General features: G+C 59.5%; 17 protein-coding genes. 9 read left to right on the top strand and 8 right to left on the bottom strand.

The window, feature by feature from the left end:
* Position 1: 1 nt before the first annotated feature.
* The gene (locus GRI55_RS12030) at positions 2-697 is read right to left on the bottom strand and encodes a hypothetical protein (protein WP_160767341.1); all 696 of its coding nucleotides are present in this window, start codon (positions 695-697) and stop codon (positions 2-4) included.
* A gap of 25 nt (positions 698-722) precedes the next feature.
* Positions 723-1,637 carry a catalase family protein gene (locus GRI55_RS12025; protein WP_237452528.1) on the bottom strand — a complete coding sequence of 305 codons (915 nt, stop codon included), beginning with the start codon at positions 1,635-1,637 and terminating at the stop codon, positions 723-725.
* 30 nt (positions 1,638-1,667) lie between these two features.
* Here GRI55_RS12025 and GRI55_RS15020 point away from each other — a divergent pair, with 30 nt between their 5' ends.
* A complete protein-coding gene (locus tag GRI55_RS15020) occupies positions 1,668-1,949 on the top strand; it encodes a hypothetical protein (RefSeq protein WP_237452527.1) in 282 nt (93 codons plus the stop codon).
* Positions 1,946-2,563 (top strand): TetR/AcrR family transcriptional regulator, encoded by a 618-nt coding sequence (locus tag GRI55_RS12020; protein WP_160767339.1) that lies wholly within the window; start codon positions 1,946-1,948, stop codon positions 2,561-2,563. Before GRI55_RS15020 ends, GRI55_RS12020 begins: the two co-directional genes overlap by 4 nt.
* A 26-nt stretch (positions 2,564-2,589) precedes the next feature.
* Here GRI55_RS12020 and GRI55_RS12015 read toward each other — a convergent pair whose 3' ends face one another.
* On the bottom strand, positions 2,590-4,152 hold the full coding sequence (locus GRI55_RS12015) for a mechanosensitive ion channel family protein (RefSeq protein WP_160767338.1): 1,563 nt from the start codon (positions 4,150-4,152) through the stop codon (positions 2,590-2,592).
* Positions 4,153-4,394: 242 nt separating this feature from the next.
* Positions 4,395-5,009 (bottom strand): TetR/AcrR family transcriptional regulator, encoded by a 615-nt coding sequence (locus GRI55_RS12010; RefSeq protein ID WP_160767337.1) that lies wholly within the window; start codon positions 5,007-5,009, stop codon positions 4,395-4,397.
* A 129-nt stretch (positions 5,010-5,138) separates the two neighbouring features.
* Between GRI55_RS12010 and GRI55_RS12005 the strand changes: the two genes are divergently transcribed.
* The gene (locus GRI55_RS12005) at positions 5,139-6,296 is read left to right on the top strand and encodes an FAD-dependent monooxygenase (protein WP_160767336.1); all 1,158 of its coding nucleotides are present in this window, start codon (positions 5,139-5,141) and stop codon (positions 6,294-6,296) included.
* A 239-nt stretch (positions 6,297-6,535) separates the two neighbouring features.
* Here the strand turns inward: GRI55_RS12005 and GRI55_RS12000 are convergent, their stop codons facing one another.
* The gene (locus tag GRI55_RS12000) at positions 6,536-7,330 is read right to left on the bottom strand and encodes a phytanoyl-CoA dioxygenase family protein (protein WP_160767335.1); all 795 of its coding nucleotides are present in this window, start codon (positions 7,328-7,330) and stop codon (positions 6,536-6,538) included.
* A 105-nt stretch (positions 7,331-7,435) separates the two neighbouring features.
* Between GRI55_RS12000 and GRI55_RS11995 the strand changes: the two genes are divergently transcribed.
* The 6 genes from GRI55_RS11995 (at position 7,436) to GRI55_RS11970 (ending at position 11,520) form a co-directional block, all read left to right on the top strand.
* Entirely contained in the window at positions 7,436-7,573 is a 138-nt protein-coding gene (locus tag GRI55_RS11995) for a hypothetical protein (protein WP_160767334.1), read from the top strand.
* Between the two features lie 107 nt (positions 7,574-7,680).
* A complete protein-coding gene (locus GRI55_RS11990) occupies positions 7,681-8,571 on the top strand; it encodes an STAS domain-containing protein (protein ID WP_160767333.1) in 891 nt (296 codons plus the stop codon).
* The gene (locus GRI55_RS11985) at positions 8,568-8,945 is read left to right on the top strand and encodes an STAS domain-containing protein (RefSeq protein WP_160767332.1); all 378 of its coding nucleotides are present in this window, start codon (positions 8,568-8,570) and stop codon (positions 8,943-8,945) included. The genes GRI55_RS11990 and GRI55_RS11985 overlap by 4 nt, the downstream gene beginning before the upstream one ends.
* Entirely contained in the window at positions 8,926-9,345 is a 420-nt protein-coding gene (locus GRI55_RS11980) for an ATP-binding protein (RefSeq protein ID WP_160767331.1), read from the top strand. The genes GRI55_RS11985 and GRI55_RS11980 overlap by 20 nt, the downstream gene beginning before the upstream one ends.
* Positions 9,342-10,343, top strand: coding sequence for a SpoIIE family protein phosphatase (locus GRI55_RS11975; protein WP_269149447.1), 1,002 nt, complete (start codon positions 9,342-9,344; stop codon positions 10,341-10,343). The genes GRI55_RS11980 and GRI55_RS11975 overlap by 4 nt, the downstream gene beginning before the upstream one ends.
* 1 nt (position 10,344) lies before the next feature.
* The gene (locus GRI55_RS11970) at positions 10,345-11,520 is read left to right on the top strand and encodes an ATP-binding protein (RefSeq protein ID WP_160767329.1); all 1,176 of its coding nucleotides are present in this window, start codon (positions 10,345-10,347) and stop codon (positions 11,518-11,520) included.
* 548 nt (positions 11,521-12,068) lie between these two features.
* Here GRI55_RS11970 and GRI55_RS11965 read toward each other — a convergent pair.
* From GRI55_RS11965 to GRI55_RS11955, 3 genes are all read right to left on the bottom strand, one after another.
* Positions 12,069-12,680: a hypothetical protein gene (locus GRI55_RS11965; protein ID WP_063510799.1), complete on the bottom strand. Its 612-nt coding sequence runs from the start codon at positions 12,678-12,680 to the stop codon at positions 12,069-12,071.
* Positions 12,681-12,802: 122 nt separating this feature from the next.
* On the bottom strand, positions 12,803-13,057 hold the full coding sequence (locus GRI55_RS11960; RefSeq protein WP_156494036.1) for a hypothetical protein: 255 nt from the start codon (positions 13,055-13,057) through the stop codon (positions 12,803-12,805).
* A gap of 261 nt (positions 13,058-13,318) precedes the next feature.
* Positions 13,319-14,332: a hypothetical protein gene (locus GRI55_RS11955; RefSeq protein WP_156494035.1), complete on the bottom strand. Its 1,014-nt coding sequence runs from the start codon at positions 14,330-14,332 to the stop codon at positions 13,319-13,321.
* Between the last annotated feature and the right edge of the window lie 105 nt (positions 14,333-14,437).

Raw genomic sequence — 14,437 nt, 5'->3', positions numbered from 1 at the left:
GTCAATAATCCACGCCTTCGGGTTGCGCGATGGCCGTGCTCAGCTCGTCGAGAGCCTTGCGCGTGGCGGGGTCCGTATCCGCATTCGCCCGGGATTTTTCGAGGAAGTCCTCCAGCGCGTGCTCCATCCGCTGGTACCGACGTGTATCCACAACCGTCACTTGCGGATTGGCCACAAACCATCCCGATGCATCGATCTGGTGATCGGCGATAAAGTCCTTCACCTTGGGGCTGTCGATCCCCGGCCAGCCTTCGACATTGGCGAACAGCAGGTCCATCAACCCCGGAATCTTGGTGGCGAAATCGTTGATATAGGTGTCCCAGTCGCCATCATAGGTTGTGGCGAACAGGATGCGCGTGTCGTCGTCGAAAAATACGAAGCGCATATCGTGCAAGGTCGACACCCGCTGCGCGCCGTCCATATTGCCGTTGGTGAGGTCGAAGATGCGGCGCAGGCGGTCCGCCCCGCCGGGCTTGACCTTGGCGATGGCGGTCAGTTCGGACACATTGCCCGACTGCATGCCTGCGCGACCCGCCTTATTGGCGGTACCCTTGTAATCGGGATTGTGGTCGCGGATCATCGCTTCCAGCGCGATTTTCGCGAGCTGCGGCAGGTCTTCTGCCAGCTCTCGCGCGCGGCGGCGGATTTCTTCGGGCTTGCTCTCATCGGCGAGACGCGGATCGGTGCTTCTGGTCATGGCGCGCTCCTTTTGCGCTTGGTGGTCAATCGGGAATGTCGGACAGGGCCTGCGGCTCTGTGCGCGGGCGATCGTTCTGGGCGTGACGATAGGTGCTGGACCGTTCGTAGGCCGCGCGGCGAATGCGCATGATGCCGCCCAGCGGGCGATGCGCCTCGACGCCGTTCCATGGATTGAACGACAGCACATCGTCGCCGAAAACCTGGCGTGGCGGGCTGTAGGGGTCCTGGCTGTCGAAGCGCAGCGTGGCGATGGCACGATGGGGAGACTTTTCCTCTTCCCACAACACGGCAGCATCTTCCACCGGCATCGTTTCGAGATCGGTGCAGAGCTGCGCGCGCAATTCATATTCGGTGCCGTTCGCGCGGAAAAAATCGCCGATTACGTCGCGCATGGTCGAATATTGGACGTCTTCGAGATCCCGACCGGTCAAATCGCGCACGGATTGGGATTTCGGGGCGAGCGACAGTTTGGCGACATGGTCGCCGAACCGGACAGCAGCCTGCGTATGATAGGTTTCGCCGAGAGGATGATTGTTGTCGCGCGCCAACCCCTCGAGCGTCGCGCTCGGCACCTTGCCCACCGCTTCCACCGCATCCTTCGCGCCGCGCGCCACGCCGGCAACGAGGCGTTGGAAGAAATCGGGCGCATGCGCGTTCTTTTCGAGCAGACCCAGCATCTGCTTGTATTTCGGGATCGTGCCGAAGGCGAGCACCGGGAAATTCACCATCAGGAAATCCTGGTTCTCGCCACCGATGTCGGGCGAAAGCCGGTCACCCGGAACGCCGATCACCTTGATCGCGAAACCGCGCGGGGCCGGAACCTCGTCCGAATGGATATCGCCCGGCGCGGACGAAAGCCGCGCGACGACCTCGTAGGTCTTCGGAGAAGCGAAGATGCCCTGCGCAAGCTCAGCCGACAGACCGTCGTGCACGGTCATGCTACCCTTAAGGATCGCGTGCGATTTCGCATGGGCATCGCGATGGGCGTGCCGATGCCGTTCGAACGCGTTGCGCGCCGTCGCATTCATCTGTTCGACGATCTCGCGCGTCAGCCGCTGTTCGTCGGGATCGACTTGCTCGACATCAGGGGTGAACCGTATGGGCTGCATGGGCAACAACTCCTGCCTGTTTTGCCTGCTGAAAAGGATCGACGGGAAACCGATCCTCTGGCCGGGCATTTGAAATATCAAGTGATATCTGAAAATTTGGTTCCGAAAATCAGAACTTTTGAGACGGATCGAGCACCATGAGCGGCGAAACCACCACCAAATCGCGTCGGCAAAGCCAGGCGGAAACACGCGCCAAGCTGATCGAATCGGCCGAGCGGCTGATGATCGCCCATTCCATCCCGGCACTTTCCGTGCGCCAGCTCTGCGCCGACGCCGGATTTACGCAAGGCGCCTTTTATTCGAACTTCGAGAGCAAGGAGTTGCTGCTGCTCGAAGTCATGGAAGGTCACTTGGCCGAACAGCGGGACCGACTGGAAGACCTCGCCGCCTCGATCCCGGAAGCCGATATCGACCAGGCCATGCAAACGCTTGCTGCGTGGCTAGCCGGCATCCCCGATCGCCAGGCCTGGGCGGCGCTGGCGCTGGAATTGCAGCTCTATGCCTTTCGCAACCCGGAATTCCGCGCGCAGTACAAGGCTGCGGAGGCGCGTGTAACGGCCCAGTTCCGGGTTCTGATCGAAGGCCTGGCCGCCCAGTTTGGGCAGCCACTCCGCTTGCCCGCCGATGTCATCACCGAAACCTTGCTCATACTCTGGCATACCGCGGTCTTGCGATCGGGCGACGGCACCCAGCCGGAAGAAAGTTACGTGAAGGTCTTCAGGCAGATCATGTTCGGCGAACCGTCAGCCGGATAGCGTTGCGTGACCGCCACCATACCGCGTCACCCTTGCCCGGTTTCGTCCTTGCGCAGGTAAAGGGTCTGTGTCGGGAAGGCGAACCCGATGCCTGCCTGTTCCAATCGCTCGTAGATGTCGAGCATGAGATCGTTGCGGATTCTCAGGCTTTCGTCGAAATCGGCGGTCATGATGTAGGCAAAGGTTTCGATCGCCAGCGAGTCCGTTGCAAAATAACGTAATGTCGCCCGGCGCGGCTCCGGGGCGATGTACTCGTTCTGTGCGAGCGCCTCTGCTATCAGGCCAATCCCTTCACGCAGCTTGGCCGCATCCAAGGCGTATTCGAGGCCGATCGTCTCGTTGAAGAGGAAACGTTCGCGCTTGGTATAGTTTTCGATCTGGCGTGAGGAAAAATCGCCATTGGGGATCGTGACGACGGTTCGTTCCAGCGTCCTGATCCGGGTCGACCGCATCCCGATATCCTCGATCGTGCCGAGCACATCGCCGACCTTGCACACATCCCCGACCTGCACCGGCCGGTCGGCCAGCACGGATACGGTGCCGACCAGGTTCTCGACCGTCTTCTGTGCACCCAGCGCCAAGACCAGACCGCCGATGCCGAGCGCCGCCACACCAGCGGTGACATCGAAGCCGAGCGTGTCGAGGATGCCGAGCGCCCCCAGGACCAACAGTCCGGCCTTGATAACCCGGCGGGCAAAGACGGTGACAGACGCGCTCTGGTACCGCGCGCGCCGCGTCATGCGCAGCGACAGCCACCGGGCGAGCGCATCGACCAGGCGGAACAGGAACCACAGGAACACGATCCACGCTGCAATGCCGAGATAGCGCAGCACGACCTGACGCGCGACGATCGAGATCGGCGCAGCGTCCGACCACAGCCGGAAACCGACGATGGTGACAACCAGCGCCAGCGGCGGCAGGGCGGCATCGAGGACCCGGTACACCGCCCCATCGCGCGAGAGGACCTGCCGCAGACCGAGCAGGACCAGCGCGGCCAGCAACCGGGTCGCGATGAAGACGGCGATCAATAGTCCCAGCAGCTTGACCCAATCCAGCGCAGGGGCACCGGCGACGATAGCCTCTTCTTCCGGGATCGCCTGCGGTTCGATATCCGGGAGCGCCTGTAGCGTTTCCGCCGACAGCCGCCAGATGGCAGGCCCGTCCGTGCCGCTGCTCTGTGTCAGCAGGATGGGTATCTCGCCCCCGGCGAGTGTCCCGACCTGTTCGCGTGTCGGGCCGAGGCCATCGTCGAGCCGCCCGTTGGGCTCGTTGGCCAGTTCCTGATAGGTGGCGAGCGTCCCGCCCGCATCGAGCGCAGCGCGCAGGCGCGGCACGACCTCTGCACGATCCATACCGGCAGGCAGGTCGAGATAGGGATCGAGGGCACCAAGATCTTCGCTCGCCAGCACGCCCAGCAGATTGGTCACGGTCGATCGCGGCGTTTCCCGCCCGAAGGGATCCATCGCCACCTGCGCCTCGGCGGCGTCCCCGGACGACGGAAGAATCGACGTCGCGGCGAAAGCTGCGACGCCGCAAGTGAGCAGTACGGTTGCCAGCAAAGCGTGGAAAAAGGCGAGGATCTTACGCATTTTGGGGGAATGTTTGGCGCGCGAGTGGCGGTTTTTCAACAGCAGACGTGCTCACCATTGTAGTACAGGTAACTTCCTGCGCTGGAGAGCTGTCCTGTTTGCCCGAGCAGGCGGGTAGGACACGCGCGCGCCTCCAGCGTCAGATATCGAGGCACAGCAAGAAACCGAAGTCGTAGCATATGGCTCGCTCGCGTTCAGCGTGATCAGTATTGCGTAGCGGCTATCGGTTTGGGCGGTTTGCTTCAAGGCCACAGCGCGCGCAAAACCTCGTCCACCAACGCGTCTTGCGCCTGCGCGTCCACCTCTCCCGACCGCATTGTCGCGGCCAGCCGTCCTTCGGTGGCCAGATGCGCCAGTCCGTGCGCGGGGGCGATGGCGGCGATCAGGCGCGGATCCAGTCGCTCGAACTCGGGGGTCGGCACGCCGAGGCCGCGTGTTCCGGCAGCGGCGGCGGCGAGCGGGCGCATCGCCCGATAGACCGCAGCCCGCAGGTCATCGTCCTCCAATTCGATCAAGTCGGTGCGGCCCATCAGGCGGAAACGGCCCGTGTAGTCGCGCGCGAACCTAACATAGACGGCGGTCAGCGCGCGCAGCGCCGCGTTGCCTTCCAGCCCCTCTGCCGCGCCTGCCAGTTGCTTGCCCAGTGCCTCGTAACTGCGCCGCGCCACCTGCGTCAGCAAGCCCGCCATGCTGCCGAAATGATGCGTTGGCGCGCCGGGGGATACGCCCGCCTTGCGCGCTGCCTTGCGCAGCGTGAAGCCTTCCACGCCTTCTGCGGCGATGATCTCTTCCGCGGCGGAAATCAGCGCGCTGCGCAGGTCGCCATGATGATAGCTGTCGCGTTTCGTCTTGGTCATGAGGGCAATCTGGCACGCAATCTAAACAGTGTCTAGACAAAAGCGCGCGAGGTATCTATACAGTGTTCATATCGATTCGGATGCAGGGGCTTTTCGCCCCTCACCCCCGACAGGAAGGATACAGCAATCATGACCCAACGCGCCCTTATCGTCGGCCTCGGCATCGCCGGAATGGCCAGCGCCATCGCGCTAAAGAAAGCCGGGTGGGAACCCGTCATCGTCGAACGCGCGCCAGAACGACGCACCGGAGGCTATTTCATCGGCCTGCAGGATGCGGGCAAGGATGCGGCGGAAAGGCTGGGAGTGTTACCCGGCTTCCATATCCGCACGCCCGAAGCCTCGCAGAATTGGCACATGACGAAAGACGGCGGACGTGTGCGCGTAGCCGGGTTCGCCGACCAGCCGACCCGGCCTGCCACGCTGCTGCGCGGTGATATCGAAGAAGGGTTGTGGAACGGCGTCGACGGGCAGGTCGAAATCCGGTTCGGCACAAGCCCCGTCGCCATTGTCGAGCGGGGCGACGTCATCGACGTGACGCTGGAGACGAAAGACGGTAGTTCAACGATCGAGCGCTTCGACCTGGTTATCGGTGCCGATGGCCTGCGCTCCACCGTGCGCAAGCTGGTGTTCGGCCCGCACGAGAAGTTCATGCATTCGCTGGATGCGGTGATCTGCGCTTATCAGGTAGAAGAACAGATGGAGACATTCCGCCAGCGCGACGGAGTAATCCTCAATCAGGATAAACGCTCGCTCTGGGTCTTCCCGCTGCAGGATCATACGCCGACGGCGTTTTTTGCCTATCGCACCAAGGATGTAGATGCGCAGTTCGAACGGCCTGCGGTGGAAACGCTGCGCGATGTCTTTGCCGATGTGGAGCCCCACTCCATCGTGGAGAAAGCGCTGGAGGATCTGTCCAACGCGCCCGACTATCTGTTCGATTCGGTCCACACGGTGGAGATGGACCGCTGGCACAAGGGCCGCGTGGTGCTGGTGGGGGACAGCGCATGGTGCCTCACGCTGTTTTCCGGCATGGGCGCGACAGCCGGGTTGATGGGCGGGCAGCAACTGGGTGAAGCCCTTGCCGCTCAGAACGGCAATGTGCCCGCCGCGCTGAAAAGTTGGGAAGGGGCTTGCGCCCCCACATTGAAAAACAGCGCAAGACCGTGTGGCTCAAATCGCAGATGTTCGTGCCATCGAACGGGTTTTTCTTCGTCCTGCGCCGACTGGTCTTGCGCTTCGGCGGGCGTTATCTCGCGAAGCTTTCAGCAGTGCATCAGTCGCCGGTAGACAAGTAATCGGTCTTAAATCTGCACGGATGGATGTCCGCTTCAACTCAAATCATGTTCAAAACCGGACAGACCGCTAGCGGCCCAATTCCGGACCAAAGACCCGATCCGCCGCTGACGCCCGGTTTCAGGATCGTCCGAAGATCGTCGGGACAGCAGCAACATGGGTGTGAAGCAGTCCGTCCGCTACATGGAACTTTTCCATCCTAGCGGACGGACCAACTCTTCAAAATATGCCTGTCACTTGACCAAAGCCCGCCGGATAGCTTGCTCGACCGGGGAGTAATCATCGTCTGGCCGTTCGAGACAGATCGGTTCGCGCGGTAGCAGCGGTGGTTGCGCCATGAAGCGCGGTTCCTTTCCACGATGCTTCTGTGCTGAATGCACCAGGAATGGATGGCATAGATATACCGTGCCGGCTGGACCCGTTGCCAGTTCCTCCCGGCAATGGGCGGATCCCGCAAATCCGTCCGATGCGAGTTCGCGAAGGGTGAGGCCAGCTTCCCCGGCGGGCGCGAGTTGTTGCGCTATGTCGATATGCGATCCGACCCGAATGCGGGTGGGGGCATCGTCGGCACCAACATCCGAAAACAGGAACAGCAGGAGCAGGGCGCGGCCTTTGCTCTGCACATTGGCCCGCCAATCCATGAAGTCCGGTTCCTCGTAACCGAAGCTGACATCGATGTGCCAGCCATCGTCTCCCGGTTCTTCGGAAGAGGGGAACCGGACAGGAAATGTGCCGAGCCCATCCCGGGGCAGCCACCGACCTTTACCGACAAGCTGGTCGAACGCGCTATGCAAAACGGCTGTGTTCGCGGCCTTGCGAAATGGACTTTGATCGAACTGATCGAGCCGAACAATGGGCTGAGCCCAGGTCGCCGAGTCAGCAGGATCGTATCCTGTGGCCGCCCACAAGATGGCGCGAGCATCTGCGGCAGTCTCTGCCGAGAATGCCGCATCCACCCGAACGAAGCCGTCGCGAACGAAGCGCGCTATCTCATCTGCGCCAAGCGCAGGATCGAGTTTAGTTTCCATGATATCTCTCAATTAGGCGCGTAGAATCGAGCGGCATTGCCGCTTCACGAGCCGGAAAACCGGCAAGATCAGCTAAGCGGAAAAGCTGAGGCGCGATTGAGATTAATGAACTTCATCGGCTTCCGTTACCTGGTGGGCGGTGGATGCACAATGAACGGACGCTTTTCATTAGGTGGTAAGGATCAGCGGCAGGTCCGCGATTGGATTGATCGGAATGTCCGCTTTCTGCGCTTCGCCGAATAGAAACGGACTGACTGCTTGCGGCCCAAAAGCTGAAGCAAGTTCGTCAACCTTTCCTCTTCGAGCCGTTTTGTCTAAGCGCTTGAACGAAGCGGAAATCTGGAGTGGATATGCCTGATAAAATACTCGAAACCACCCTCGAAGTCCTTAAAGAAGATGCCGAAGGCATCCTGGCTGACTGGATTGAGCAGGCCGACGAGGACGGCGCGAAGCGCATCGACCTGTTTTCCGAAAAAGAAGAGCGCGACCAGGCGGCCAGCCTGCTGCGATCCTTCCGCCTTGGCGTGCGCGACGCTTCGAAGGATGGTGAGTTCGACCTGCAGGACGAACACTGGGCCGACCTGCGCGGTATTTTGTCGGAGATCACGCACGAGCGTGTCGAGCGCGGCGTGTTGCCGGGAGAAATGGCGGCGCTCATCTTGGCGCTCAAGACCCCGCTGTTCGAGCGTCTCACCGAAAAGCTCGAAAGCGATCCGGAACGATTGATTGAAGAGGTTCTGCTTCTTTCGAAGGCGATTGATGCATTCGCGATCTACTCGAACGAGGTTTTTATCGCCGAACGCGAGCAGGTGATCGAGCGTCAGCGCGACGAGATGATGGAGCTGTCCACGCCGGTCGTGGAACTGTGGGACAAGGTGCTAACCCTGCCGCTGATCGGCACGTTGGACAGCCTGCGTGCACAAGAGGTGATGGAAAGCCTGTTGCAGGCTATTGTCGAGCGGCAGGCCGAAGTCGTCATCGTCGATATTACCGGCGTCAAGACCGTCGATACTCAGGTCGCCCAGCATCTGCTGCGCACCGCCGCCGCCGTACGCCTGATGGGCGCGCGCTGCATCATCAGCGGAATTAGCCCGAAGATCGCGCAGACGATGGTCGAACTGGGCGTGGATGTAGGCGAAGTCCGCACACGCTCGTCGCTACGTAGTGCCCTGATGGACGCGCTGACCTCGGTCGGTGTGGCGATCCGCCCGATCAACGACGATAAGCGGAACGCGAAGTGAATGCCGCCGCGATCTATGCCGTAGAAGGCGTTCTGCTGGTCTCGATCACCAGCGATATCACCGATACCGATATCATCGACCTGCAGGAGGCGCTGTCGAAGCGCATTGCTGATACCGAGTGTCGCGGGGTGGTGGTCGATATCTCGGCACTGGAAATCGTCGATACCTTCGTTGGCCGCGTGCTCGCCCAGCTGACCAGCGTCGCCCGTCTACTAGATGCTGAAACCTACGTGGTCGGCATGCGTCCGGCTGTAGCAATGACATTGGTCGAACTCGGCATGTATCTTCCCGAAAACCATACGGCGCTCACCCTGTCCCATGCGTTGGACAAGATGCGCCAGTCCGGCCTGATCGATGGTCTTCGACGAGGCTGATAGGATCGCGACGATCGAACTCGAACAGGATCGTGATGTGGTGCGGGCTAGGTCGCGGGTCGCAGACGCAATGAAGGAGTGCGGCAGTAGCGAGTTAATGCAGACGCGCTTCGTGACCGCAGTGAGCGAAGTGGTGCGCAACGCCTTGACCCATGCGGGCGGTGGGACGCTGGCGATCTACGCTATGCCCAATAAGCGTCAGGTTGGGATCGAATGTCGTGATTGCGGAAAAGGTATCGAAGATATCGATGCCGCAATGGCTGATGGGTTCACAACACGTCGAGGAAGCATGGGGCGCGGGCTCGGCGGAGCCAAACGCCTCTCTAAAACGTTCGCTATCGATAGTTCGCCGGGAAAGGGCACCACGGTGCGAATGATCGGAGCGTGCAGCCTGCGATGATCGGTTGGTTAAAAGTGAGGGAAACGAGCGCCGTCGCGGAAGCACGGCGGAGAGCTCGTCGCACTGCGAACGCGATGGGCTTGCACTCGACCAAGGTCGAGCACGCGGCGATCGTGGCGACCGAGATCGCGCAGAATATCCTTCGCCATGGAGGGGGCGGGCAGATCCTGGTCGAAATCTTCGGCGCGCCCGCGCTCGAACGTCTCCACATCGTGGGGCACGACGAGGGCCCGGGGATCGGCCGTGTAGACCGGATGATGCGCGACGGAGAGACGACGAAGGGTTCTGCCGGAACCGGGCTCGGAGCGATTAAACGTCTGTCAGATCGTTTAGATATCTTCAGCGAGCCGGGCCGCACCGTCGTTGCCGCAGAGTTCCGGCGGCAGACGATACGGCAGGCCGATCCGGTCGATCACGCGGGTTTCAAGCTCGCTTTTCCGGGAGAGCGGCGTTGCGGTGATATCGTCGCGGTGCGATCGAGCCATGACGAATGCTTCTATTTCATTGCCGATGGGCTAGGGCACGGGGTCAAAGCCGCTGGGGCTGCGGCCGCAGCGAAGAAATCCTTTCTTGCCGCAAAAGGTGATGACCCTGCCGAAATTCTGCTGCAGGTTGGCAATGCTCTGCAGGATACGCGTGGGGCGGTAGGCGCGGTCGTTGCGCTGGATCGGTCACATGGCCGCCTGCGCTATGCAGGTATCGGCAACATCAGCACGCTAATTGTGCAGGGCAAAACGGTGCGTCGGCTCGTTGTTCGCGACGGTTTGCTCGGAGGACGCCTGACGACGCCGCATCAGGAGACAGTAGAGCTCGAAAAGAACGCGATACTCGTTATGCATTCCGATGGGCTCAACACGCTCCGCTCACTCGACACGCAAGCTACTCTCCTACAGCGCAGCGCCCCCGTGATTGCGGCGGACCTAATGGCCAACAATCTTCGCGGGCGGGACGATGCGAGCATTATCGTGTCTCGCGTATCGCAGGCGAGGACACTCTAGAATGGATTTGCTGAGCGTAAGGATTGCTGCCGAGCCGGACATCGCTCGCATCCGCCAAGTCACTGGTGTGATCGCCGACACCTGCGGGCTGGCAAGCTTCGCCAAGACGCGCGTCGTCACCGCCGTGCTCGAGATCGCCCGCAACGCCCTGCAATATGGCGGTGGAGGTCGGGCGCATTTCGCCATTCGACCGGAAACCGACCTCTGCTGGCTGGTGGTGCGGGTCATCGATCAAGGTGAGGGCCTGCCCAAAGGCGCGGATTTCGTGAAAGGACGCCGACCCTTCAAGGCTCAATCTGGCGGCACTCGCGCGCAAGGGATGGGGCTCGGTCTCACGGGCGTTCAGCGGCTAGCCGACAAGTTCGACCTGGACACCTCAAAAAACGGGACGCGAGCGGAACTGGCGTTTAAACTACCATCGGCCTCCGAGGAGGAATCCGAGCTTGGCGAGCGAGTGATGGCCAGTATCGCTGAACTCAGTTCCACCGATCCCTTGGCCGAATTGTCGCGGCAGAACCGCGAACTGGCCGAAGCCATGGCCGAACGCGAATTGCTAATCGATGAGGTCCATCATCGCACCGGCAACAACCTCGCTCTTATCGTGAGCTTCATCCAGCTCAGCAAGCGAGGTGCGCAATCAGAAGAGACACGCCAGGCGATGGCGCAACTCGAATCGCGCGTACTGTCGGTTGCCAAGGTCCATCAGGAACTTCAGCGCGCCAATCTGGCCGACCGGATTGCGCTCGTCCCCTTGCTCGAAACCGTGGCGAATCACGCGCAGGATGCGTTTTCCAACGATGAGCTCGACATCGCGATCTCCGTGTTCGGAGATGAGGTTAGCGTTTCCGGCAGTGCAGGAATCGATTTGGGGCTAATCGTCAACGAACTTATCACGAACGCCTACAAACACGCGTTCGAGAATAGGAAGAACGGGCGCATCGACGTGAGTTTCGAGCGGGAAAGCGACGAGGACAACATGAAGCGCTGGGTCTTGACCGTGAAGGATGATGGCGTCGGCCTATCCGAAGACGTCAAGCCCGAGCGATCGGATTCCCTAGGCTGGCGTATGATCCGAGCGATGACCGCGCGTTTATCCGGCACCATCGAGACGGGCAGCGACGAAGGCTTTCACACCCGTATCGAATTTCCGGGAGCGTTTGCTGAAGGCAAGACTTGAGCATCTGATCAGGCCGATACCGCCCCATATCGTCTCCGCTTCTCCTTCGGTTTTTTGCGATGATCGACATCGTTTTGTGCCTGGCAGGAACGTCTGTCCGGACCTTTTTTAGCTGCGAAGCTGACAGTCCGCTTCCGGCCCTATTGTGTTGAAAAACTCCGCAGGCACCTTCGGGGGGAAATATTAAAACTCATAAGAGCTCATGCCTGCATCATTACCTCAAGACACCTTCTCCCGTTGAATGATTATTACGGAAAATCGGCTGCGGATCGGGTCAGGCCGAGTTTTTCAACACAATAGGCCCACTTCCCGCCATTCTCGACCGCTTTCCACAGCATTTATCCGTGCGAGTGTAGCCGGACACAACCTGGTGCAATGCGACCAACCGCTCATTGCGAAAAATGCAATCGATGGAAATCAACAGATCGCATGCTGACGTCGACTTATTCGATTAAGAACTGCACGAATAATCGGGCTGCCGGATTCATTCTCAGGCACTTACATAAAATTATGCACTAATTGTTCTCGCGTCGCGCTCTCGCTCTCGCTCAAGGAGCGTCCATGGTCGATAGGTAGCCCTTTTCCGGAGACCAATAGCCCCAAAAACTCTTCGACCATTCATCCTTCATGGTAACGAGAAGAGCTTTACATCGCCGTCGCTCCCCTCCAGACCTCTGCATCTCGGGGTTACGGCGCATTCTCGTAACATTTTTCAAGGAATGGACTACCGGGTTCGAACGCACGAAGAACAAGGGTTTGAAATCGGAAAAATCTACCAGTTCAAGCAAACGGTAGTTCCCCGAGGAGCCCGCAGCACAGATCGTCGCGGGAAGCTCCTTGTCCCAGATTGCAAGCATGGAAAAGCCATTCCTGCTTTCACGGAAGCGAAACCACCTGTACTCGAGGTCGAGCGTTGCTCGTTTTGCGAACCGTGCATGCTCCATAGATCCAGCTAATAACGAGCCCCGTTTTTCGAGCACGATATCCGTTTCTGACCAACAGTCGTACTTGGACCGAAACCTTATCTTATGGTGCTGATGCTTGTTCAAGGCACCTCCGGACTGAGCGATCCCCGGCTTGACATCGACGTCGGAAAGGAAGTTCGCACAGCTTCTGCTGATCATTGCCCGGGCCATGATCTTTTCGCGCACTTTTCGCATTGCAGCCTCCTTCAACAGAGATATGGACACAACGGATCAGCTTTTCAGATATATTTCGTTGCATTAGCGGAAAGCCTGCTTGTGCCCTGTCTCGCAGCGACTGCTATGTTGCCTTCTATTGCCTATCTGATCTTCATTTCGCCGATCCATTTTTCGACCGCGTCGAGCGCCCGTTCGAATGCGAGATCGAGGGAGCGCGCCCGGCGCCGGTAAGCGCAACGTTTCAGCATGCTCTTCCAGTTCCGATTTCTGGCCGCATGCCTGAAGATGCCGTTAGCCAAATCTATTTGGCATGCGGCAGCCGCGCAGGAGGCCACAACCGGAGCGGCGCGGGAGGCACTGCCGCTTTTAGTTGTGTCGAACACTGCTTTAGACATCGTCCGAGCTCGTCTCCCCCTCACCCGCGAACAGCCTGATCGCTGCTGCCTCGAGCAGCCGCGATTAATGTGAGGAAATGTATGCTTTCACGAAACGCCCATTTCAACAGTGGGCAGTCCGGCAACGGTCTAACTTCAGAAATTCGGCGTTTTTTCACAGCCGGGATCTAACCAGGCGTAGCTGAATTCAACCTGTTCGTGATCGAACGGCCGCGTATTGCATGATTGTCAACGGAGTTTATTCTTTATTTCTCAACCGAATTAATCTGGGAATTCATCCTTGGGCATCTCGATCTCAACTACAATGCAATCCCTTGCCGCGTGGGCCTTTTTTATAGTCGCGTCGAATTGCAACCCTTCAATCTGTAGCAAGGTATATAGTGGCCGTCCGACACAGGACGAAAGGGTTGTCGCAGGTAGATTGGAAGGGTACGAAAGTATGACCCTTTTGCCATCGATCCAGCACCGGCTTTCGCGCAATTCGAGCGAGCACTCGAGCGTTCCTCTCAACCAATAGAACCGCCCCGCGGAAAACGGGAGAGAGCCATCGACCGATGTGAAGGGTTGATCACCATCGTCATTGAAGAGCAGCGGCAGGTCGTCCGGGCTGATGCCAGCGAGCTCGAGAACATGGGCGGTAAGACCTGTAATCTTTCTTTGATGAGATCCCGATTCGTCAACTGTCAGGGCAGCGACATTGCGATCATGTTCGCGAAGGTCGAAGTCAATCGCCTCGATCAGCTCTTCGATATCCGAAGCAATCCGCCTCGATCGGGTTGTCGAAAAATCGTGATCGAGCCGAAGAAACTCGGCATGCAGCATAAGGCCGTCATGAGGCCCTTCCGCGAAATCCATCCGCTCCAAGGAAGCTTCCGGCCTCTTTGCAAACCGGGGCAGGAGTTTGCTGTAGGTATCGACCCAGATCTGATCGTACATCGCCGCGTCCGCGAGCATCAGTCCGATGGATCGGGCAAGCGATGCCTCAATCGCGCGCTCGTCCGGATGGGACTGGGGATCTATCGGAATGAGCAGCCGAGGTCCCGATCCAGATGCCTGCTGGAAGTCGAGCACACTTACGGCTATATTTGTGAACCGGTGACCGCCTGCCAGTTCTATTGGGAAGGATTGTTCGAAACCCATCCGACGCAAGACTTTGCGGAAAGTATGCTCGTGGGATTGAGTGTTTGCCCAAAACGCGCGCAAGCTCATCCGATCGTTTGTTAATACGATCTTCTGAACACGGTCCGACTGCATCGATGTTAGTGAGTTGGACATAGTAGCACCTCTACCGGCAAGAACTTACAACCGGTTATAGGATGCTCGCGTCCAGCAGCCCAAGCTTCTTCAAATTCAGCATTCGTGATGTCCGCTTCGCGCCCT

Source organism: Qipengyuania citrea (assembly GCF_009828015.1).
Classification (GTDB): Bacteria; Pseudomonadota; Alphaproteobacteria; order Sphingomonadales; family Sphingomonadaceae; genus Qipengyuania; species Qipengyuania citrea.
This window is presented reverse-complemented; position numbering and strand designations above follow the sequence as displayed.